This is a genomic window from Caenibius tardaugens NBRC 16725 (assembly GCF_003860345.1).
Taxonomy (GTDB): Bacteria; Pseudomonadota; Alphaproteobacteria; order Sphingomonadales; family Sphingomonadaceae; genus Caenibius; species Caenibius tardaugens.
Map to the genome: position 1 here is coordinate 1,977,648 of NZ_CP034179.1, position 20,523 is coordinate 1,998,170.

Here is a 20,523-nt window from a genome sequence, read left to right on the forward strand (position 1 = left end):
ATTGCCCAAACGTCAGAACTTGACGCCGAGGCCGACATTGACCGATCGCCCGCGTCCCGGCACCGGGCGCAGTACGCCTGTCGCCCCCAGGTCGCCCAGCGACATGCCACCGAGCGGTGCGTAATAGGGCTTGTCGAACAGGTTTTCCGCCGAGAGCGTGAAGCGGTAATTCTTCCAGCTATAGGCGACCTGGGCATCGAGGAGCGCATATCCCTTGGTGCGGGGTTCATTACGGGTCGGATCGACGCGATCCTTGTCCGCCGCCCAGGTAAGGTCGATGCGCGTCTCGAACCCATCCAGCCTGTGTTCGAGGCTGACCGTGCCGTTCAATGGCATCTGGTGGTAAAGCGGCGCGCCGTCACTCTTGTTTCGCCCACGCAACCAGCTCGCCTTGGCGGAAAGACGTCCCTTGCCGAAACGATCATTCGACCACAGCGGCACGGCCCCTGAAACATCGACGCCGTAGATTTCCGCGTCCTGATTGGCGAACTGCAACTGCACGAAGCCGGTCGGCATTCCCATCATGTCGGTGAAGTCCTGCAACTTCACCACATCGATATAGTCGTTCACATTTGTGTAGTAGGGCGCGATCTTGAACGACCAGCCTTCGTCACCGCCATCACTCAGTGTTAGCGCGGCGCTGATCGTATCGGCCTTTTCCGGCTTCAAATCGAGATTGCCGACATAGCCGTTGCCGTCGCCGAACCAGCCGATCATGCTGCTCGACATGGCGCCACGGCCCCAGGTGTAGCGCTCATAGATATTTGGCGAGCGCACCTTGCGGGCATAGCCGAGTTCAAGCGTCGCGATCTCAGAAGGATCGTAGCGTAGCAGCGCCGAGCCATTCCAGTTGCTGTCGTGTCGGCTCCGGCTCGCGGCGTTGAAATCCGCCGCCGCCATCACGTCCGCCATCTGCATCATGTCAGTGCCATAAGGCGCGACGTCGCCGGTGTTCATCCAGACCTGATCGTTGCGGACGCCGGCGATCAGCGTAACGCCGCTTTCCCAACTATTCTCCCATTCGATGAACGTGCCGAGCCGGTCGCGCTTGGCACCATTGACGTTGATAAAGGTGTTCGGCCCCATCATCATGCTGCCCGCGACCGGTGGCCAATAGTCGTTGAGCCACTGGTGCTGAAACTCGTTGCCGATCCGCAGCCTCCCCACGCCGCCCAGCAGGATGTCGGCCTTCACAATGTAGCCGGCCTGGCGCACCTCGGTGTTCATCGGCATCCCGCCGCCGGCGGTACCGCCCTTGTCGTCGAGGAAGTTCATCTCGTGGTCGGTCTTGCGATAATGCGCCCGCACATCGAGATCGCCCCAGTCGAAGGCCCCCGCATAATGGCCGTTGAGGAACCAGCTCTTGTTGGACGTCATGTCCATATATTGGTTGGGAAAGCCCTCATAGGGCGAGAAATGATAGCCGCCCTTGAGCTCGAACAGGCCGATATCGGTCTGTGCGGCGAGATTGAGGCTGTGATCGGTCTTGGCGAACTCGGACGAGCGCACCTTTCCAAGCGAGCCGCCGCCCTCGAAATTGTCGGCTTGCGTGTAGGAGCCGTTATAGGTCAGGCTCAGCGTGTCGCTGGCAGCCGTGACCGACAGCGCGCCGCCGAAGCCATCGCCATTGCTGCGATAAAAGGCCGACGCCTCTCCGGTCAGCAGGGTCTGCTCCGAGGACGCAAATTGGGGCGGCGCGGTTTCGACCGCGATGATCCCGCCGATGCTGTCGCCGCCGGCGCTGACCGGCGAGACGCCAGTGATGACGCCTATCGAGCGGATCGTCTGCGGATCGGTGTAGGACAGCGGCGGGTTCATGTCGTTGGGACAAGCCGAGGCGATCGTGACCCCATCGATGGTGATACCGAGACGCTGGGCATCAAGGCCGCGAATGACCGGCAGCGTCGAGAACCCACCCGCCGAGCGGCCGCTGACACCGGGAAGCGATTGCAGCAGTTTTGCCGTATCGCTCGACTCTGCCTGGCGAGCGCGCAGATCCGATCGGTCGATGCGTTCGGGTGCTGCAGGTGACATATCCTGGCTAGCCGTGGAATCGACATCGACGTCCGGAAGCGCTGTTGCTTCCTGGGAAAAGGCAGGCGCGGACAGCCCCAACAAGGCAACGCTGGAAAGCAGGCAGCAGGATGCACGGCCGCGGGCCGCGCGAAAACCATTGGCATATGACATTATAAATCTCGCAATTGAGCAGGCCCCATCGGGCCGGTCCCCCTGAACAGAGGGGGACAGGAAATAAGCGCGCCGGCCTGCGGGCCGGGAAGCTTGCTATCAACTCAAAGCGACGGGAGGGGCCTGCGATGGCGGTGGCGGGGCAGCCATGCCGCGGCCGGGCGCAAGGCCGACAAGCGGAGCGCCATTTCGGTGCAGATCGAACCCGGCGATAGGCGCCGGTAGCCGGACATTGTCCGCTGCAGCCAGAGGCGCGGCATTGCTTGCGAACGCGCAGGTCTTATCCGGTTGCCCGTCTTTATGACCATCATGATCCTGATGATCCTTGTCGAAGGGGATCACCATGGTCATCGAAGCCGGGCCGGTGCCGGTGCACAACATGACGCGGATAACGCCGTGCGCATCGGGCGCAGGCATAAAGCCACGCGGCATCAGCAAGCTGGTCGCCAGCAGCAGAAGAGCGAAAAGCCACAATGTCCCTGCGTGCCACGACGTCGAGAGGACTCGGTGCGTCATGGACTGCCTGTTAGCCGCATGTGGCGGTCCATCTCAACAATGGAAAAGCCGGATCGGGATTTGGCGATCGACAATGAACGGCTCTAGCGTGTTTTGATCGCTTCGGTCCGGTGGCTTCGCTAAGGTGTGCGAAACCCGTCGCGGTGAGGAGGATGAATGCCGATCAGGGATATCGTCATTGATGCGAGCCCAAAAGAGGGGATCGAGCAACTCTTCTCCTGGGTCGACCGATTCAACGAGCGGCTCCAGGCGCGTTTGTCATGCGTGTCGTACGCCTGGCCCAAATCTGACCTCGAGGAGGCGCTTCTCAATCCGCTCGGAACTGCCGGATTCGAGCGACGCATGGAAATGGAAATCGCATCCGTGCGGGATGCCGGAACGAAGATCCTGAAGTCTCCCGATACAAGCTGGTGTACCGGCATCGCGCAACCGGACGACGCGATTCTTGATCACCTCCATACTGCGGATATGCTTGTCTCGATCGCAGGATCGAGCCGTCAATGCGTCACGCCGGACCCGATCGACCTTGCGGTTCGCTCTGGAACGCCTGTTCTCAGGCTAAAAAGCGGCATTAAAGCTGCCCCGATCGGAGTCGCCGTTGTCGCCTGGAAGGATGGCGCGGCAGCGCGGCACGCCTTGCATGCGTCGCGCGCACTGCTGGCGTTGGCGAACGAAATTCAGGTCGTGGGCGTCGGCGACGAGGTCGCGATGCGGAGGCTGGACGAGGTTGTCGACTTTCTCAGGCGATCGGGCTTGCCGGCCCGGGCGATCCACTTGCCCGATCCCAAAGGTCGCCCTGGCGAGGTGATCATCGACCATGCCCTAGCGTCCGGGGCTGACATCGTCATTTCCGGGGCTCGCAGCGAACGAACCTTGCGCGACCGGCTGTTCGGCAATGCCACCAGACAGTTCACTCAATGCTCCGAACTTTCCTGGTACATGACTGGATAATTGATACGCTCGCGAAAACCTCCAGATCGGCGACACTCTGCTGATGAGGAATCTGACGGTACGAGCTTCTCATCGACTGCCGACGTCGCCAGCTCATTCGGTTGTTGCGCGGTCGCCGAGGCATTCTTTGCCGGATACGAGCACAGGCCAGCCCGCCTTCGGCCCGCTTAAGGACGAAGAGCGATCGCAATACAACTGCTTTGGAGTCGGCACTGGCAACTTTACGCGGCCATCGGTAGGCACGTCGAATCATCGATTCCAGGCTGGCTGTCACCATCTGCAAGACCGAGGAATCGAGACAAGGCTGCTTGGCGCGACATGCGATCAAGGGCGTATGATGTGTGGCTGAGCAACATTCCGTCCAACAGGCCCGCAATATAGCCTGAGATGGTATCTGCGGCCATGATCAGCGCCGTATCGAGCGTATGAATATACTTGCTTGTCACACTATTGCGAGAGTGACCCACGATCGCGGATATGGTCGCCTCAGTGAATCCCAGGTCATTGCCAAGGCTCGCGAAGCTGTGACGCAGTACGTGAGGCGTCATCCACTCCAACTCCGTGCCTTTGAAGATCGCCCGCCACTGACGGGGAAACCCACCAAAGGCTTGGTCGCGTCTCCGGATTCCCCGGAAAACAAATGTCTGCTCCTCGATCGGACGGAGGCTTTCGAACCGGTCGATCACACGTAGGCCGATCGGCCTGACGGACGCGCCTTCCTTACTATCGTTCAATCGCAGGCAGCTTTCGTCGGCGTCGAATTCGCTCCACTCCAGCCCAATGATTTCGCTGCGGCGCGCGCCCGTCAGCGCAATAAGCCGCGCGATCTCTACAGTCATCGAAAAGTTGGGGTTCCGACCCGCATCGTTTAAAATCTCGCCAAACCGTCGGTATTCCGATTCAGTCAGGCGTCGAGTACGGACCTGGTCCTTTGGCTTCTTGACGCCGGCAGCAGGATTGACCTCAATGATGCCCGCATCTTTGGCATAGGTCAGAATTCCTCCGAGCAAACCCACAGTGCGGTTCGCCGTCCCGGCGCCGCCCTTGACGATGGAGCGGCCGCGGAGTGTCTTCGTCTTGACGTTTCGACGGGTCTTTCCCGCCATCACATCTTTAAGAACTTTCGTGACATCGGCCTTTGTCAAATCTTTCACCCGGCGTGTGCCGATCAGCGGCACGATATGACGATGAATACGCCCCTTGTCAGATACGATTGTTCCGGACCGTTTGGGTCGGCCACCTTTGCCCAGGATCAGCCCTTCCTCCAAATCCTTGAGGTAAAGATCGCACAGCTCCTTGACCGTGATCGACTTGTGGTCGAGCTGTCTCTCCTCTGCGGGATTCTTGCCTTGCGCGATCCGGCCGAGAAGCACCTTTGCTTCCTTTCGCGCCATCTCCGGCGTCCAGACACCGTGCAAGCCGATCGTGAATCGCCGGGTCCGTCCAAGCGCACGGTACTGAACGAGATAGCTGCGTTTCCCTGAAGCGAAGACCCTCAGGCCGAAACCGGGAAGCTCATCGTCCCAAACGAAATAGTCCTTTTCACGAACCTCAGCAGCATCCACATTGCGCTTGTTGATCTTGGCCATGGCGAAATACCTCCAGCGTCTGAGCTGCTTCCACGGAAGCACCACGGAAGCAGGTGGGAGCAAAGTCCCGGAAACAACAGCGTACCAGCGGCGTATTCTATTTTAGAAAAAAGCCAATGAATATAGAGAATTAGCGTAGATTTTCGTAATTTGGCATAGAACATCAGACCGTGGCGTGGCCTATGTTTTAATTCTCCGAAGGCAGGGGTCACAGGTTCGAATCCTGTCGGGTGCGCCACACTGCACCGATTATGCCGTGATGGCTGCAGTCTCCGTCAGCGCTGTTTTTGATCGGATCGTCAGGATCAGTGCTGCGGCAATCAGGCACAGGACGCCTGCGGTGACGAATGCTGGCATGTAGCTCTGCAGAAATGTGCGTGAGAAGCCGCCGCCATAGGCCGCAGATGCCGCGCCAATCTGGTGCCCGGCGAAAATCCAGCCGAACACAATGTTCGACCGTTCCCCGCCAAACCGTTGTGCGGTCAGTTTCACAGTGGGTGGAACGGTTGCCACCCAGTCGAGGCCATAGAACATCGCGAAGATCGACAGGCTGTAGAGCGAGAAATCGCTGTAGGGCAGGTACAGCAGCGAGGCGCCGCGCAAGCCGTAATACCAGAACAACAGCCAGCGATTGTCGAAACGATCGGATAGCCAGCCCGAGCCAAGCGTACCGGCAAAATCGAACAGGCCCATCAGCGCCAGCATGGACGCTGCACCCATGGCGGCGAGGCCGTAATCGCCGCACAGCGCGATAAAATGGGTCTGGACCAGGCCATTGGTGCTGGCCCCGCAAATGAAGAACGTGAAAAACAGGACCCAGAACGTGGGCACGCGTGCGGCATCGCGCAGCACGACGATGGGGTGCAGCAACAGGGCGCCAAGCTGGGCGTGTTGGGATGGCGGGTGGACGATTTCTGTTGCGCCATAAGGGGGCAGGCCGAGATCGGACGGGCGGTCACGCATCAGCAGCAGCACGATGATTGCGGCCAACACTACGGCGCCCACGACGAATGTCATGGCCGCGCGCCAGCCAAAATGGGCGGTGAGATTCGCCAGCAGCGGCAGAAACGCCAATTGGCCCGTGGCCGTGCTGGCCGCGAGAAGCCCCATGACAAGGCCGCGCCGCGCCGAAAACCAGCGCGTTGCCACCGTCGCGCCGAGCACCATCGCGGTCAGCCCGGTACCCACGCCAATGACCACACCCCAAAGCAGGAACAGCTGCCACAGCCGCGTCATGCCAAGCGACAGGACTATGCCGCCGGTAATGATACCAAGCGAAACCAACATCATCCGGCGGACACCAAACCGGTTCATGAATGCCGCTGCAAAAGGCCCCATCAGGCCAAACAGCAGGAAGCGAACCGCGAGCGCGCCCGAGATATCCGATGCGCTCCAGCCGAATTCTTCCTGCAACGGTACGATGAATACCCCGGGCGCACCGATAGTGCCCGCCACGGTCAGCATGGTCAGGAATGTTACGCCCAGAATGACAAACCCGTAGTGGCGGCCCCGGTGTGCGACAGTTCGGGCGACAGTATTCGACAGCATGGAGCAAAAGCGCCTTGTCTTGAGTCTTGCCGTTATATGATTGCTATCATATATATAGTCAACCGCAGCAGGAGCAACGCGCGATGAAGGTATCGCGAGACAGAGCGGCAGAGAACCGCAGGGCCGTGGTCGATAATGCCTCGCGCATGTTTCGCACCCACGGGGTGGATGGCGTGGGAATTGGCGCAATCATGCGCGAGAGCGGGCTCACCCACGGTGGTTTTTACGCCCAGTTCGGCTCGAAAGAGCAACTTGCCGGTGAAGCCTGCGCCGAAGCCTTGCAGGACAGTTTCGCGCGATGGCGGCGCATAGCGCGGGCCAATCCCGATCGGGTGATTGCTGCGCTGGCCGAAGCTTATCTGTCAGAACGCCATCGGGATGACCCGGAACAGGGCTGCGCGCTGGTGGCGCTGGGTGCCGACGCGGCCAGGAACGACGGGGCCGTGGCCGATGCATTCCGCGAGGGCCTGCTGAACCTTGTCGGTGTGGTGGAGGAAGCCGTTCCCGAGGCGGAGCAGGACCATGCGCTGGCGGCTGTGGCGCAGATGGTCGGTGCCATGGTACTCGCCCGGGCGGTTCATGACCGAGCGTTGTCGAACCGGATCATGGCCGCATCACGCATGGCGTTGCAAAAGAAGGTCTGAGCGTGGCGCGCATGGTATGCGGTGGAAATCCGCCGTTTATCGCGATGGCCGTGGTCGATTCCTGAAGAAAGCTGCCACCCGCACAGGGCGCGCAACGCTGCCTGTCATGCGTCCTCGTACTTGGCGGATATCGTGGCGTCGATACTGACAGGATGGCCGAGCAGAAAGCCCTGAACATATTCGCAGCCGATATCGTTGAGGATGGATATCTGTCTTTCGGATTCAACGCCTTCGGCAATAACCTGGAAGTGCAGGACTTCGCCCAGGCTGACAATCGAGCGCACGATGGCATTGGCATGGGGGCTATCGGTTATTTCGGTGATGAAAGAACGATCGATTTTCACTTTATCGAACGGGAACACGTGCAGGTATTCGAGCGAGGAATAGCCGGTACCGAAATCGTCCATGGCGATCTTGATACCCATGGCCTTCAGCCGCCGCAGAACGCCCAGTGCAAGTTCGCGGTCGCGGATCAGCACCCCTTCGGTGACTTCCAGTTCCAGCCGATGCGCGCGAAGCCCGGTCGATAACAGGATGCCGTTGATGATCGAGGGCAGATCGATCTGCGAAACCTCTATCGCCGAAAGATTTACAGCCAGCGATACGTCATCCGGCCAGCGGATGGCATCGCGACAGGCCTGCCGCAGGATCAGTTCGCCCAGAGCATTGATAATGCCGATTTCTTCAGCAATTGTCACAAATGTCTGTGGCGGAATGGGGCCGTAACGGGGATGGGTCCAGCGGGCCAGCGCTTCATACCCGACCAGCTTGCGATCGCTGCTGCGGAATTGCGGCTGATAGAACACGTGAATTTCTTCGGGACGGTTGGTGACAGCCTGAAACAGGTCTTTTTCCAGTTCGAGGCGATGCTGCAGATCATCCGCCATGGCGCTGGTAAAGCCGCAAGTTGTCCCCGCGCGGCTGTTTTTTGACTGATACAGCGCCATGTCCGCATGGCGCAGCAAGTGATCGACGTCCGTGCCATCGCGTGGAAATATCGCGTAGCCGATCGATGCCGTGGCAAATCCCGAGATCGTGCTGCTCGAGGGGATTCTGCGAAAATCGGCCTGAAGCTGATTGCCAAAGGCAACGGCGCTGGCGTCATCCCCGACGTCGGGTTTCACCACGACGAATTCATCACCGCCCAGCCGCGCAACCAGACCGGCATGGGCGTTGCGCCGCAAAGATCGGGCGATCGATATCAGCAGGGTATCGCCCGCGCCGTGCCCTCCGCTGTCGTTCACTTCCTTGAACTTGTCGATATCGATCAGATAGACTGCGAGATTGGCGGAACGTTGCCGTGCGTCCTCGATCAGTCGCGGCAATTGTTCCTGCAGATAGGTCCGGTTGCACAGGCCGGTAAGGCTGTCATGATGAGCGAGATGGCGGATTTTTTCCTGCGCCTGTCGCCGTTCGTCGACATCCTCGAGCAGGCCTACCCATTCGACAAGCTCGCCATCGGCGGTGAGGACCGGGGCCGAGCGCGACCTGACCCAGCACCACCGGCCGTCTTTCGAACGAATCCGGAATTCCACATTCATGACCGTGAGATGTGCGATTGCGTATTGCCGGGCGGCCTGAAGTTCAGGCCAGTCATCGGGATGCACGCTCCTGTGCCATTCCTCCAGCGCTTCGTCTTCCTGCATGCCGGTCAGTTCGCGCCAGCCGGTCATGACGGTCATATTGCCCTTGCCGTCCGCCTGAAACCAGGCAAGCGTTCCCGCCGAAGCGAGCGCGCGATAGCGTTGTTCGCTGACAGCCAGCACATCAAGGGCTTCGGTCAGGGCACTTGCCCTTCGGCGAAGGGTGTCTTCCGCATCGAGCAGGCTGCGCTGCAGTGTGTTGAATTCGCGCACAGGCGAATTGATGGGCAACGGTGGCGAACCGTCGTGTTCCCCCGCGGCGACGCGTTCGCCATGGGCGGCAAGGGCCTTGATCGGATTAAGAATAAGCCGAACCATCCAGATCGCCAGAAGCAACCCCATAAACAGCGCCAGCAGGTTGGCGGTGATTACGGAATAGGCGGGCATCATCCATCGCGCGTCGAATTCGTCCAGCGGTTCACCGACCACAACAACCCAGCCCGGCGTCTGTTTCAGTTTCCGGAAAGCGAAAATAATGGGCGCACCTTCGGCAGTCTTGGCCGTGAATGATCCCGCATCGCTGCGCGCTTCCACGACTTTGGCCCAGTCAGGGGCCATTTTGCCGACATAGCGGCCTGGATTGCGCGACCTTGCAATAATCCGTCCCTTGCTGTCGGTGACAGCAAACAGCAATGATCCCATTTCGCTGGACCGCCAGGACGCCCCTTCCAGCAGCGTTTCCGGTGCGATCGAGAGTGCAAGCAACCCGCTTTCCCCCTCCTTGACGAAGGCCGGAAACGTGATGGCAATGCGTGGCTGGCCGGTGCGGGGGTCGAAGTAGAGATCCGATATGGCAATCTGCGCGTAGGTGTTGCCGGGCATTTTTGGCATTCTGGGCATCGGGGGCAGGCGATCGGTGGGATCGTCTTTGGTCACACGGAACACCTGACTGCCTTGCGCCATCAGAATACGATTGATTCGTTCGAGCGCGGCATCGGAGATGGGCACCGAAGGGTCCGGACCGATCAGGGCTTCCAACAGTGATATGCGGGTTTGCAGTTCGCTTTCGATCAGGCTGGCCGTTGATTTGGCGCTGCCGGTAAGCAGTTGGGAGGACAAATCCTTCAGGGAACTCGATGCATGCCAGACGGCCACTGCGACGAAGACCACGCCCAGCAGGACTGTGGTCAGGACAACGGAAACCACCATGGGCCTGAGGCCGAACTTTCCGTTTGCAAGGTGTGAGTCAGCGGATCGCACGAGTCTTGAATTCATTCATGGTGATGAAAAGGTTCTCCGATGGCACGCCATCACTCCCCTGTTCCGCCACGGGCTGCCGGTTTTGCGACACTATGGAGCAGATTGGTCCTGATATAAATTATAGTATGACTTTCAATATTCACCATGATGTAAATCATAGCGATAGCGCCATCGCAAACCGGACAGTGTTCTGCATGCCGCTGGCCCCCCCGACCGTGTTGTTTTGCCGCAGATTCCGCCGGATGAGTGCCCCTGCACCTTTGGGCTGGCGTAACCCGCGCGCTTCCGTGACACTTCTACACGGTTTGATCGATTTACCAATTATTTTGCAACAGTGATACGAACTATTTGCGATAAATTATTTTCAGAGAAGTTTCAGTCGTTTCGCAAAAGTATTCGAAGGGGGTTGGGGTAATGTTGCATTGCCTCAATGCATGATAGGCGGTTCGGTCCGTGATACGAATCGCATGTAATCCCTCGTGCGAGTGGATTGGAGGCATGTTCCGGTTTGTTTTATTGTGCGGGGCCAGATGTGGCCCCACGGACACTGGCGGCCCTCCCCGATTTAACTGGGGTGGCGGGGATCAATGATCTGCTTCACCGGGATGCGGGTGTGCCGCCGCCTGTCACGCCGGGACGGCTGCGGTATGCAGAAGGCCCTGATAACGGCCAAGACAAACCGACAACTGATAATCTCTCAGCGTCATGGAGGATGGCAGGGGCTCATGCGGTCGTGTCAGGAGCTCGGCCATGGCTTGCGCGGTCGCTTTGGCATCGCCGATTGTCACAAGCCGTCCATCGGGAAGTCCGTCGAGAACTTCGCGTATACCTGTGGGGCACGCTGTGGCGACAATCGGCAGGCCGCAGGCGAGCGCCTCGATCAAAACGTTGCTGCCGCCTTCCCAGAGCGAGGTCATCGCAAACAGGCGCGCACGCGCCATGAAGCGATAGGGGTTCGCCTGATAACCGGTGAACCAGACGTCGGCGTCCACGCCAAGCGTGCTTGCCAGCGCCTGTAATGCGTCACGATCCTTGTTCTGGCCATGACCGATTATGACGAGCCGCGCAGGTTGCTTCTGACGCAGTATGGCAAAGGCACGAATCAACTGGTCGAAGTTTTTCTGACGGCTCAGGCGGCCGACCGCGAGCACAACCGGCGGGGCGCCGGGCGCAAACCACGGATGGTCCAGCGGTTCGGCGGCCTGGTCCGCGATCCAGCCCGCATCGACACCGTTGGGAATGATTGTGACCGCGCGGCTATCCACTTTCCCGTAAGTCACCAGATCGCTGCCGAGTTCGTGCGAGACAGCCACCAATTGGTCCATCGCGCGGAATTGCAGCCGTTCCCAGACAATGGCGATCGACCGCAGGATTTTTCCCGGAAGGCCGCTGCGTTTGCGGGGCGCTGTCGCGGCCAAGGCATTGCTGACCCGGCCGATCAGCTTCATATCGCGAACCCGGGCCAGCCGGTGCCCTGCCACTGCGAAGGCGTGCACGTGATTGCCAGCAGAAAACAGTACGCGGGGGCGCACGGTGCGCAACGTAGCGGCAAGCGCGGGAATGCCTTTCACACTGCTCAAGGCGCGATGTTGTCCGGCTTGCCCCTGCTGCAGGCGCCGCACGTGTAGCTCGGCGGGCAAGTCGCGACCCATGGGGCCGAGGTCGTTCATGACCCACAGTTCGGTACGCAGATTGGCCTGCAGTGCGGCCCGGGCGATCCGAAGAGCGTTCAGTACCACACCGCTGGCGCGCAAATCGTAGACCAGAATGGCAATATCCGGCCGGGCGCTGCGCGCCTGATCAGCATTGCGGTTCCGACTGCGGCCGGGCTGTTTTGTGGGGGTGCGCTCGGCAATCCGCCGTTCGAATGGTGCCTGTGTTGTCGCCATCACGCCAACATCGGTATTCGTCATGGATGACAGATTGGAGAATCATTTGAATTTATCCATGTTCGGTCCGATGATCGGTGCGGGATGCACGATAGGGTACAGATCACGGCATGGAACACAGGAGCCGACGTGCCTGATTCACCGGATTCGATTGCCCGACGTCTCACGTTCTGGACAACATCATGCATATCCTGCTGATCGAGGATGATGACCGTGTTGGCGGTTATGTGGCAAAAGGTTTGCGCGAAGCAGGCCATATCGTCGATCGTTGTGCGGATGGCAGGCAGGGCCTGCTTCGGGCAACCAGCGAGAATTATGACGCGATCATTCTCGATCGGATGCTGCCGTCGCTTGACGGGATGACAATCCTGCAAACTATCCGGGGCACTGGCGATATGACGCCGGTTCTCATCCTCAGCGCGCTGGGTGATGTTGACGAGCGCGTGAAAGGATTGCGGGCTGGCGGCGACGATTACCTGCCCAAGCCTTTCTCGATCACCGAACTGATTGCGCGGGTGGAAGGGATGGCCCGCCGTGGTCCGGCCGCACCGGCGCAACCAACGACATACCGCATTGCGGATCTCGAGATCGACCGGTTGGGGCGCACGGTGCACCGCAGTGGTGTGCGGATAGAGCTGACCGCGCGCGAATTTCGCATTCTTGAATGCCTCGCATCCCATGCGGGGCGCGTGGTCACGCGTTCGATGCTGTTGGAAAGCGTCTGGGATTACCATTTCGATCCGCAGACCAATATTGTGGACCAGCATGTCAGCAAATTGCGGCAAAAAATCGAACTGGATCCGGTCCGGCCGTTGATTCATACGGTGCGTGGCTCGGGTTATGTGTTGCGCGCGGGTTGATGCGCATCCTGCATAGCCTCTCCTTTCGGCTGGCGTTGACCTATGTGGCGCTGTTGTGTCTGTCGTTGGTGACCTTGCTTGGCGTGTATTACTGGGTCAGCGCCTACGCGCCGATGGAAGAGGTCAAGGCAGAAGTCGCGGCGGAAAGTGCCGACATGGCGCAAATCTACCGCACGCAAGGCCTCGCGGCGCTGATGCAGGCGCTGGACGTGAGAGCGGCCCGTCTGGATGTGCGCAAGCCTTTCCATGTCCTGATTGACAGCAAGGGCCATGTCCGGACCGCCAACCTGCCGAGTTGGCCGGTGTACAAGGAGTCAGCCTGGCTGCGTATAGAGGCCGATATCTATCGCGACGGCGATGAAAGCGATCACGAGGCGCTGGTGTGGGATCAGACCTTCGATGATGGCGCCCGCCTTATGCTGGGCAAGGATATCGAGGACATCGACGAGGTTGAGGAACAGCTTCGGGCCGCGGCGACATGGATTCTCCCCAGTGCGCTGATTCTGGGCATATTGGGGGGAGCCCTGATGAGCCGGACAATAAGCAATCGGCTGGAGGCGATCAATTCGGCGGCGCGGACGGTGATTGCGGGCGACCTGTCGGGGCGGGTATTGCTGCGGGGTTCGGGCGATGATTTCGACCGTCTGGGCGAAACGCTTAATGTGATGCTCTCGCGCATTGAGGAACTGCTGGAGGCGATCCGCCGCGTATCGGACAGTGTCGCGCACGAATTGCGCACGCCACTGGCACGTCTGCTGGTCAGTCTGGAAGAGATGGCCGAACCGGGCGCGGATCAGCGCGAGGCCCTGTTGAAGGAGGCAACCGGCGAGGCACGGCGGTTGCAGCGGGTGTTCGACGCGCTTTTGCGGATCGCGCGGATCGAAAGCGGCCGCCATGAGGACCAGCCACAACCGGTCGCGCTTGCGCAACTGGTTGAGGATGCGGTTGAGTTTTATCAACCTGATGCCGAAAGCAAGGCGATCACGCTGCGCGCGGCCGCTGATGAAGCGCCTATAACGCTGCAGGGGGATCCGCACCTGCTGTTTCAGGCCCTGATCAATCTGATCGATAACGCCCTCAAATATACCCCGCGCGATGGCGAGGTGATCGTGGGTGTCGTGCGACAGGGGGCGGACGCGGTGCTTTATGTCAGCGATACCGGAATCGGTATTGCCGATGGCGATCGGGAACGGTTGACCGAGCGCTTTTATCGCGCCGATGCCGCGTACGGGGTGCCGGGCGAAGGACTGGGACTAAGTCTGGTGGCCGCCGTTGCCGCGCGCCATGGCGGCAGCCTGCAGTTTCTCGGGCAGGAGCGCGGCACACGCGTGGAACTGCGCTTTCCAATATACCCGCTGGCGTAGCTGCCGGGCGGCTTGATACCGTCAGCGATAGAATAGCGTGGCTATGTCTTCAGCGTGGGTTTGCGCGTCGTTTTCGTCCCACGCCAAAGTGTCGGTCAGGCGCTGATTACCCCGCGTAGCCAGCAGCAGGAACTGTTCGGCGGCGATGAGCGGATCGGCGATATGCAGGCGGTCGGCGGCCTGCCATTGCGCCAGTTGCGTTGCCAGTTCGCGGCGGGACGGGGCAGTCAGGCGGGCCCATGCGCGATGCGTGCTGTCGGGGTGGGATGGCGCTTCGGTCACCAGAAGGCGGAGCAGCTGCACGCGGTCCGTCCTCTGTGCAAAGCGGTCTTCCTGCAACGCAATCGTCGCCAGCGATGTATGAATGTCGTCGGTAAAGCCAAGCGGCTGCCGCGCAGCCAGGAGATCATCCACCGCCTGCTCCAGCGCGGCGGCAAACAGGCGCTGTTTGTTGCCAAAACGTTTGTAGATCGTCATTTTCGAAATGCCTGCCGCGGCGCCAATTTCTTCCACGCTGGTGCGGCGAATTCCCGAACGGGAGAAGCTGCCCGCCGCGATGCGTAGCAATTCTTCCCAACGCGCCGCTGACAGGCGGCCCCCCGTTTCGGTTATCGCGCAGGTCGTGTCGGGTAATGGGCGTTCCGCGCAGGACAGGGGCCTGACAGGCATGTGCCATCCCCCGCTGAACAGCTGGACCATTCCGCGCAGGCGGGCTTCGTGCTCATCCGGCGTCGGCGCGATGCCCAGCAGCTGATGACATCCCGCAATCGCCAGCACACCCAGAATGGCGGCCACACGGTGCGGAGGCAGCGATGAGAGGGTCTTGTTGCCGGGATGCGTGGCCAGGGCCGCCCCGATGCGGGAAGAGGAAAGCCGCTGGCGGTGAAGATCGGCGGCGAATGCCGGTGAGGCCGAGGCAGCCGCGATGTTTGCACGATAGAGCTCGCAGTTGTTTGCGCTCATCGCAGCTGTTTCCACCCAGTGGGCGCAGGCCCGCACGGCCTCGTTGATCGGCAGGGCCGCAATATCGCCAATGGGTTCGGCACGCGCTTCCGACAGCGTCAGGCGCAACACTTCCTCGAAAAGGTGCTGTTTCGAGGTGAAGCAGGCGTAGATCGTCTGTTTGCTGATCCCTGCCCTGCGCGCGATGTCATCGAGGTTGGCATCGAAGAAGCCCCGAGCCAGAATCAGGTCTTGTGTCGCCCGCAACAATCGTTCGCGCACGGCGGTTTGATCGGTGGATGATACGGCTGATGTTGTGTTTCTGGCCATAATTCCGCCTTGACTCAGCCTTGCCTGGCTTGCAACGGATTGAACTATACCGTACAGTACTGTCAAGGTTGGGGAGGGTGTCGTGATGCGTCGCAATATTCCATTATTCGGGGCAGTTACGGCTGCTCTTCTGTGTTCGGTGCACGCACCGGCAGCTGCGCAGACCGGCGTGGTTTTCCCCAGCGCACCCGCGCCGTTCGCGGGCAAGATCGGGCAGACCTACGCGGACTCCACGCCAGCCTATCCCGAGCCGGTGAAGGCGCCGGCCAATGCCCCCAATATCCTGCTGGTCATGACAGACGATGTCGGCTTCGCTTCGTCGAGCACGTTTGGTGGCCCCATCCCCACCCCTGCCCTCGACCGGCTCGCGGCCAATGGCCTGCGCTACACACGGTTCCACACCACGGCGATGTGCACGCCCACCCGCGCGTCGCTGCTGACCGGGCGCAATCATCATGCCGTGGGCAGCGGTATCGTGACCGACACGGCCAGCGGTTATCCCGGCTATCTCGGTGCGATTCCGGATTCGGCGGCAACCGTGGCCGATGTCCTGCGTTTCAATGGATATAACACCGCATTTTTCGGCAAGCATCACAACGTGCCGCAGGGCGAGGATGATCCGAACACGGGGCCGTTCAACCATTGGCCCACCGGATTGGGCTTCGACTATTTCTATGGGTTCATCGGCGGGGATACCAACCAGTGGCGCCCCACGCTTTATCGTGGGACCAATCGGGTCGAAACGCCGAAAATGGATACGACGCTGGATTACTATCTGGCGGAGGACATGATCCGCTGGATTCATGGCCAGAAGGCGGCGGCCCCGGACAGGCCGTTCCTCGCCTATCTCGCCACGGGCAGCGCCCATGCGCCGCATCAGGCCCCTGCCGAATGGATCGCGAAGTTCAAGGGCCAGTTCGATCAGGGCTGGGACAAGCTGCGCGAAGAAAGCCTTGCCCGCCAGAAGAAAGCGGGCATTGCACCGAAGAATACGATCCTGACCCCGCGGCCCGAAGGCATACCCGCATGGGATAGCCTGACCCCCGATCAGCGCCGGGCCTATGCGCACATGATGGAAGTCTACGCCGGCATGTTGGCCTATCAGGACAACCAGTTTGGCCGGATTCTCGATGAATTGCAGCGGATGGGCCAGTTGGAAAACACGCTGGTGATCTTCATTGAAGGGGATAACGGCGGCAGTCCGGAAGGCGATGTCACCGGTTCGATGAACGAATTGGGTACGCTGGCCAACGGCATGAAGGAAGATACCGCCTGGTTGCTCAGCCAGATGGATAAGATGGGCGGCCCGGATTCGTACCAGGTGTTTCCGGTGGGCTGGTCATGGGCCACCAATGCGCCGTTCCAGTGGACCAAGCAGGTGGGATCGCATCTGGGCGGAACCCGCAATGGCATGGTTCTGTCATGGCCCGCCAGAATCCGCGACAAGGGCGGTATTCGCATCCAGTTCACCCATGTGAACGACGTCATGCCGACCATTCTGGAGGCCGTGGGCGTGGCGGCGCCCGATGTGGTGGACGGCGTCAACCAGCAGAAGATCGATGGCGTCAGCTTCCAGTACAGCTTCGATGCGCCCAAGGCATCCGAACGCAAGACCCGCCAGTATTTCGAACTGATCGGGAACCGTGCGATGTACGAAAATGGCTGGATGGCCAGCACCACGCCGGGGCGGCTGCCGTGGAAAACCGGGAAATCCGCCGGCCTGCCCACGGATTACAAGTGGGAACTCTACAATCTTAACACCGATTTCAGCCAGGCCCGCGATCTGGCAAAGGCCGAGCCGGAACGGCTGGCTGCGCTGCAGGCGCTGTGGGATCAGGAAGCCCGGGCCAACAACGTTTACCCGCTCGACGACCGGCAGGGTGTGATGCGGTCCACGGGCAAGCAATTGCCGCCGGTGAAAAGCTTCGTTTACTGGGGCCCCGGCATCAGCGTGGTGCAAAGCAAGGCTCCGCCGATCAACTTCCGCTCGTTCACGGTTGATGCCGATATCACCGTTCCTGCCGATGGCGCGAAAGGCGTTCTGATCGCCAGCGGCAGCAAGTTCGGCGGGTGGAGCTTCGGCTTCGAGGATGGCCGCCCCTATGTCGTCCATGCGGCCTCACAGAAACCGGAAGACCGGTTTCGCATCGCTGCCGATCGCGTGCTGGCACCCGGCGCGCACCGGCTGCGTTACGATTATGCACTGGATGGCATGCCCGGACAGGGCGGTACGCTGACCATCAGCCTTGATGGACAGGAACTGGCGCGGGGCCGCATCGGCCGCACCGCCTATATCGCGGCAGGATTGGGGGAAACCTTCGATATCGGCCGGGATACGGGCGAAGTCGTCGTGCCCATGCCCACAGGGACGGCCTTCAACGGAAACATCGCGCGGATCGAAGTTGCGCCGCGCTGATCGATAACAAGCACAGCAACTCCAAATTATCAGGGTAGGAATAAAGGTAACTTCATGAATAGCATTGTTAAATTCGGCGCGCTTGCCGGCGCGTCGGCTATTGCGCTGCTTACGGGCAACGCTGCCCTTGCGCAGGATGAGCCCGCAGCGGGCGGGCTTCAGGAAATTATCGTAACCGCGCAGAAGCGCAGCGAGAGCCTGCAGGATACGCCGCTGGCAATCAGCGCGATGACCGCAGAAACGATCGAAGCGCGCGGAATTTCCGACATCAGCGACATCAGCTCGGCCGCGCCGAACCTGACCACCAGCATCACCCCTTCGTCCACCACCAACATCACGGTGCATATCCGTGGCATCGGGGAATCCGATCCGGTTCTCACGGCGGATTCGCCAGTGGGCATTTATGTTGATGGCGTGGTGATCGGGCGTACGGCCGGCGCCGTGTTCGATCTGGTCGATCTGGAACGCGTCGAAGTGCTGCGTGGCCCGCAAGGTACGCTCTATGGCCGCAACACCACCGGCGGCGCGGTCAACTTCATCGCGGCGAAGCCTTCGGACACTTTCAAGGCATCGCAGACCTTCAGCTATGGCCGTTTCGATTATTTCCAGTCGCGCACCAGCATCGATACGGGTGAAATCGGCGATACCGGTCTGAAGTTCAAGCTGTCGTACCTGCACAAGCAGCGCGACGGCTATGCCAACGATATCAATCAGCCCGACAAGCGCGATCCCGGTGCGACCAACACCGACGCGTTCCGTATTGCAGCGCGTTATGACAATGGCGGCCCGATCCGCATCGATTATGCCTTCGACTACAACGATAGCAGAAGCAGCGCGGTGCCGTTCCAGCTTGCTGCGGTTCACCCGCGTATCGCCGCCTATCTCGGCAATTCGGAAGCCCTTGGCGGTTCGCCGCTGGTGGTTTCGCGCGATCGCCTGAAGAATCTGAATCTCGATCAGGGCCGCCTGCATGACAAGGTGCGCGGTCATACGCTGACCGTGGAAGCCGATCTGACGGATACTATCACGCTGCGCTCGCTCACCGGCTTGCGCAAGTGGACGAACACGGTCGAGAAAACCGATCTGGACGGGAACGATGGGCTTCTTGGCCTGACTGCCAGCCCGGCGGTTCTGGCGCCCCCCTACACCTTCACCTCGTTGGGCATCAACGAAATCGAGCTGTTTTCCGCCAGCAACACCCGCTCGCAGCGCCAGTTCTCGCAGGAACTGAACCTGCTCGGCAAACTGGGCGACAGCATCGAATTCGTTCTTGGTGCTTTCTACTTCAAGGAGAAGGTGCGCGAAAATAACCCGCAGCAGATCACACTGGTAATGCCGTCATCGGCCGCGATCCCGCTGGGCGGTGGCCTCAGCACCAACTATTTCGGTGTCGAGCTTTCGCCGCAGCTGGCATATCGCCATACCTCGGAATCGAAGGCTGTGTTCGGTCAGGCGACCTTCCACGCGACCGATCGGCTCAATCTGACGGCGGGTCTGCGCTACACCGAAGATCGCAAGCATCTGGTCCAGTCGGCCACGATGGTGCGCGATCTCGACGAAAAGTTCACGCAGATGAACTGGGCCGCCAGCATCGATTACAAGGTGACGGACGATATCCTGGCTTATGCGCGTGTGGCCACCGGTTACAAATCGGGTGGTTTCAATCCGCGTTCGGTAGGCGGCAGCTTCGATCCGGAAAAGATCATTTCCTATGAAGCGGGCATCAAGACCGAACTGTTCGACCGTCGTCTGCGCCTGAACCTCACGGGTTTCCATTCGCGGTACAAGGACTTGCAGGTCAGCCAGTTTCTGGCGGGTACGGGCGGTGCGTCGAGCATCACCGTGAACGCGGGCAAGGCAACCTACACCGGGGTTGAGGCTGAAATCCTTGCACAGCCGGTCAAGGGCGTGACGTTCAACGCAGCCGTTGGCTACGTGGATCGCAAGTACAAGACGTTCGAAATCGTCCCCGCCGATGCACCGGCCGGTTCGCCTCCGATCAACGTGGCCGATGAAGGCCGCTTTGGCTACTCGGCCAGCACCACGGCCAATGCCGGGCTCCAGTACGAAACCGATGCACTGTCGTTCGGCAAGTTCACCGCGCGTCTGGACTGGACCTATCGCAGCCGCATCTACTTCCACCCGCTCGATCGCCTGAACCCGTTCAACAAGGTGATGTCCGATGGAGCGGTTGGCCGCTTCGACGCGCGTATCGCCCTGTCGAACATCGATGTGGGCCCGACCCGCGCCACTGTGGCGCTGTGGGGCAAGAACATCACGAATGAGGATTACCTCTATTCGGGCATCGATTTCGGTTCGCTCGGCTTTGCCGGTGTCGTGTTCGCGGAACCGCGTACTTACGGCATCGACGTGAAGTTCGACTTCTGATCGATCACCGGCGGCGGGGCCTGGGCCTCGCCGCCGGATTTCTGCCTATCCGGCAT

The 20,523-nt window shown here is 60.4% G+C and carries 13 protein-coding genes; 6 read left to right on the forward strand and 7 right to left on the reverse strand.

The features are described from left to right. Positions 1-12: 12 nt before the first annotated feature. On the reverse strand, positions 13-2,187 hold the full coding sequence (locus EGO55_RS09160; protein WP_021689720.1) for a TonB-dependent receptor: 2,175 nt from the start codon (positions 2,185-2,187) through the stop codon (positions 13-15). Positions 2,188-2,286: 99 nt separating this feature from the next. Next, entirely contained in the window at positions 2,287-2,703 is a 417-nt protein-coding gene (locus tag EGO55_RS09165; protein WP_021689719.1) for a DUF2946 family protein, read from the reverse strand. 156 nt (positions 2,704-2,859) lie between these two features. Here EGO55_RS09165 and EGO55_RS09170 point away from each other — a divergent pair, with 156 nt between their 5' ends. Further along, complete coding sequence (locus tag EGO55_RS09170) at positions 2,860-3,654, forward strand: universal stress protein (protein ID WP_021689718.1); 795 nt, start codon at positions 2,860-2,862, stop codon at positions 3,652-3,654. A gap of 221 nt (positions 3,655-3,875) precedes the next feature. On the opposite strand, the gene EGO55_RS09175 is transcribed toward EGO55_RS09170, so the two are convergent. Together EGO55_RS09175 and EGO55_RS09180 are read right to left on the reverse strand one after the other, a co-directional pair. Beyond that, on the reverse strand, positions 3,876-5,243 hold the full coding sequence (locus tag EGO55_RS09175; RefSeq protein ID WP_021689717.1) for a tyrosine-type recombinase/integrase: 1,368 nt from the start codon (positions 5,241-5,243) through the stop codon (positions 3,876-3,878). Between the two features lie 249 nt (positions 5,244-5,492). Continuing rightward, the gene (locus EGO55_RS09180) at positions 5,493-6,791 is read right to left on the reverse strand and encodes an MFS transporter (RefSeq protein ID WP_021689716.1); all 1,299 of its coding nucleotides are present in this window, start codon (positions 6,789-6,791) and stop codon (positions 5,493-5,495) included. An 83-nt stretch (positions 6,792-6,874) separates the two neighbouring features. Between EGO55_RS09180 and EGO55_RS09185 the strand changes: the two genes are divergently transcribed. Further along, entirely contained in the window at positions 6,875-7,435 is a 561-nt protein-coding gene (locus EGO55_RS09185) for a TetR/AcrR family transcriptional regulator (RefSeq protein WP_021689715.1), read from the forward strand. 104 nt (positions 7,436-7,539) lie between these two features. On the opposite strand, the gene EGO55_RS09190 is transcribed toward EGO55_RS09185, so the two are convergent. Both EGO55_RS09190 and EGO55_RS09195 read right to left on the reverse strand, forming a co-directional pair. Continuing rightward, complete coding sequence (locus tag EGO55_RS09190; protein WP_021689714.1) at positions 7,540-10,227, reverse strand: bifunctional diguanylate cyclase/phosphodiesterase; 2,688 nt, start codon at positions 10,225-10,227, stop codon at positions 7,540-7,542. A gap of 677 nt (positions 10,228-10,904) precedes the next feature. Continuing rightward, positions 10,905-12,191, reverse strand: coding sequence for a glycosyltransferase (locus tag EGO55_RS09195; protein ID WP_021689713.1), 1,287 nt, complete (start codon positions 12,189-12,191; stop codon positions 10,905-10,907). A gap of 158 nt (positions 12,192-12,349) precedes the next feature. Between EGO55_RS09195 and EGO55_RS09200 the strand changes: the two genes are divergently transcribed. Both EGO55_RS09200 and EGO55_RS09205 read left to right on the forward strand, forming a co-directional pair. Next, the gene (locus tag EGO55_RS09200) at positions 12,350-13,027 is read left to right on the forward strand and encodes a winged helix-turn-helix domain-containing protein (protein WP_021689712.1); all 678 of its coding nucleotides are present in this window, start codon (positions 12,350-12,352) and stop codon (positions 13,025-13,027) included. After that, positions 13,027-14,391, forward strand: coding sequence for a sensor histidine kinase (locus EGO55_RS09205; protein WP_021689711.1), 1,365 nt, complete (start codon positions 13,027-13,029; stop codon positions 14,389-14,391). The genes EGO55_RS09200 and EGO55_RS09205 overlap by 1 nt, the downstream gene beginning before the upstream one ends. A 21-nt stretch (positions 14,392-14,412) precedes the next feature. Here the strand turns inward: EGO55_RS09205 and EGO55_RS09210 are convergent, their stop codons facing one another. Next, entirely contained in the window at positions 14,413-15,663 is a 1,251-nt protein-coding gene (locus EGO55_RS09210; RefSeq protein ID WP_021689710.1) for a TetR/AcrR family transcriptional regulator, read from the reverse strand. 169 nt (positions 15,664-15,832) lie between these two features. On the opposite strand from EGO55_RS09210, the gene EGO55_RS09215 reads away from it, so the two are divergent. After that, positions 15,833-18,079: an arylsulfatase gene (locus tag EGO55_RS09215; RefSeq protein WP_210766686.1), complete on the forward strand. Its 2,247-nt coding sequence runs from the start codon at positions 15,833-15,835 to the stop codon at positions 18,077-18,079. Positions 18,080-18,133: 54 nt separating this feature from the next. Beyond that, complete coding sequence (locus EGO55_RS09220) at positions 18,134-20,467, forward strand: TonB-dependent receptor (RefSeq protein ID WP_021689708.1); 2,334 nt, start codon at positions 18,134-18,136, stop codon at positions 20,465-20,467. The last annotated feature ends 56 nt before the right edge of the window (positions 20,468-20,523 follow it).

Coding starts and splice junctions, on each gene's coding strand:
- EGO55_RS09210 (WP_021689710.1), bottom strand. CDS start 15,663: ATGGCCAGAAACACAACATCAGCCGTATCATCCACCGATCAAACCGCC.
- EGO55_RS09165 (WP_021689719.1), bottom strand. CDS start 2,703: ATGACGCACCGAGTCCTCTCGACGTCGTGGCACGCAGGGACATTGTGG.
- EGO55_RS09175 (WP_021689717.1), bottom strand. CDS start 5,243: ATGGCCAAGATCAACAAGCGCAATGTGGATGCTGCTGAGGTTCGTGAA.
- EGO55_RS09195 (WP_021689713.1), bottom strand. CDS start 12,191: ATGACGAATACCGATGTTGGCGTGATGGCGACAACACAGGCACCATTC.
- EGO55_RS09170 (WP_021689718.1), top strand. CDS start 2,860: ATGCCGATCAGGGATATCGTCATTGATGCGAGCCCAAAAGAGGGGATC.
- EGO55_RS09220 (WP_021689708.1), top strand. CDS start 18,134: ATGAATAGCATTGTTAAATTCGGCGCGCTTGCCGGCGCGTCGGCTATT.
- EGO55_RS09160 (WP_021689720.1), bottom strand. CDS start 2,187: ATGTCATATGCCAATGGTTTTCGCGCGGCCCGCGGCCGTGCATCCTGC.
- EGO55_RS09200 (WP_021689712.1), top strand. CDS start 12,350: ATGCATATCCTGCTGATCGAGGATGATGACCGTGTTGGCGGTTATGTG.
- EGO55_RS09190 (WP_021689714.1), bottom strand. CDS start 10,227: ATGGTGGTTTCCGTTGTCCTGACCACAGTCCTGCTGGGCGTGGTCTTC.
- EGO55_RS09205 (WP_021689711.1), top strand. CDS start 13,027: ATGCGCATCCTGCATAGCCTCTCCTTTCGGCTGGCGTTGACCTATGTG.
- EGO55_RS09185 (WP_021689715.1), top strand. CDS start 6,875: ATGAAGGTATCGCGAGACAGAGCGGCAGAGAACCGCAGGGCCGTGGTC.
- EGO55_RS09180 (WP_021689716.1), bottom strand. CDS start 6,791: ATGCTGTCGAATACTGTCGCCCGAACTGTCGCACACCGGGGCCGCCAC.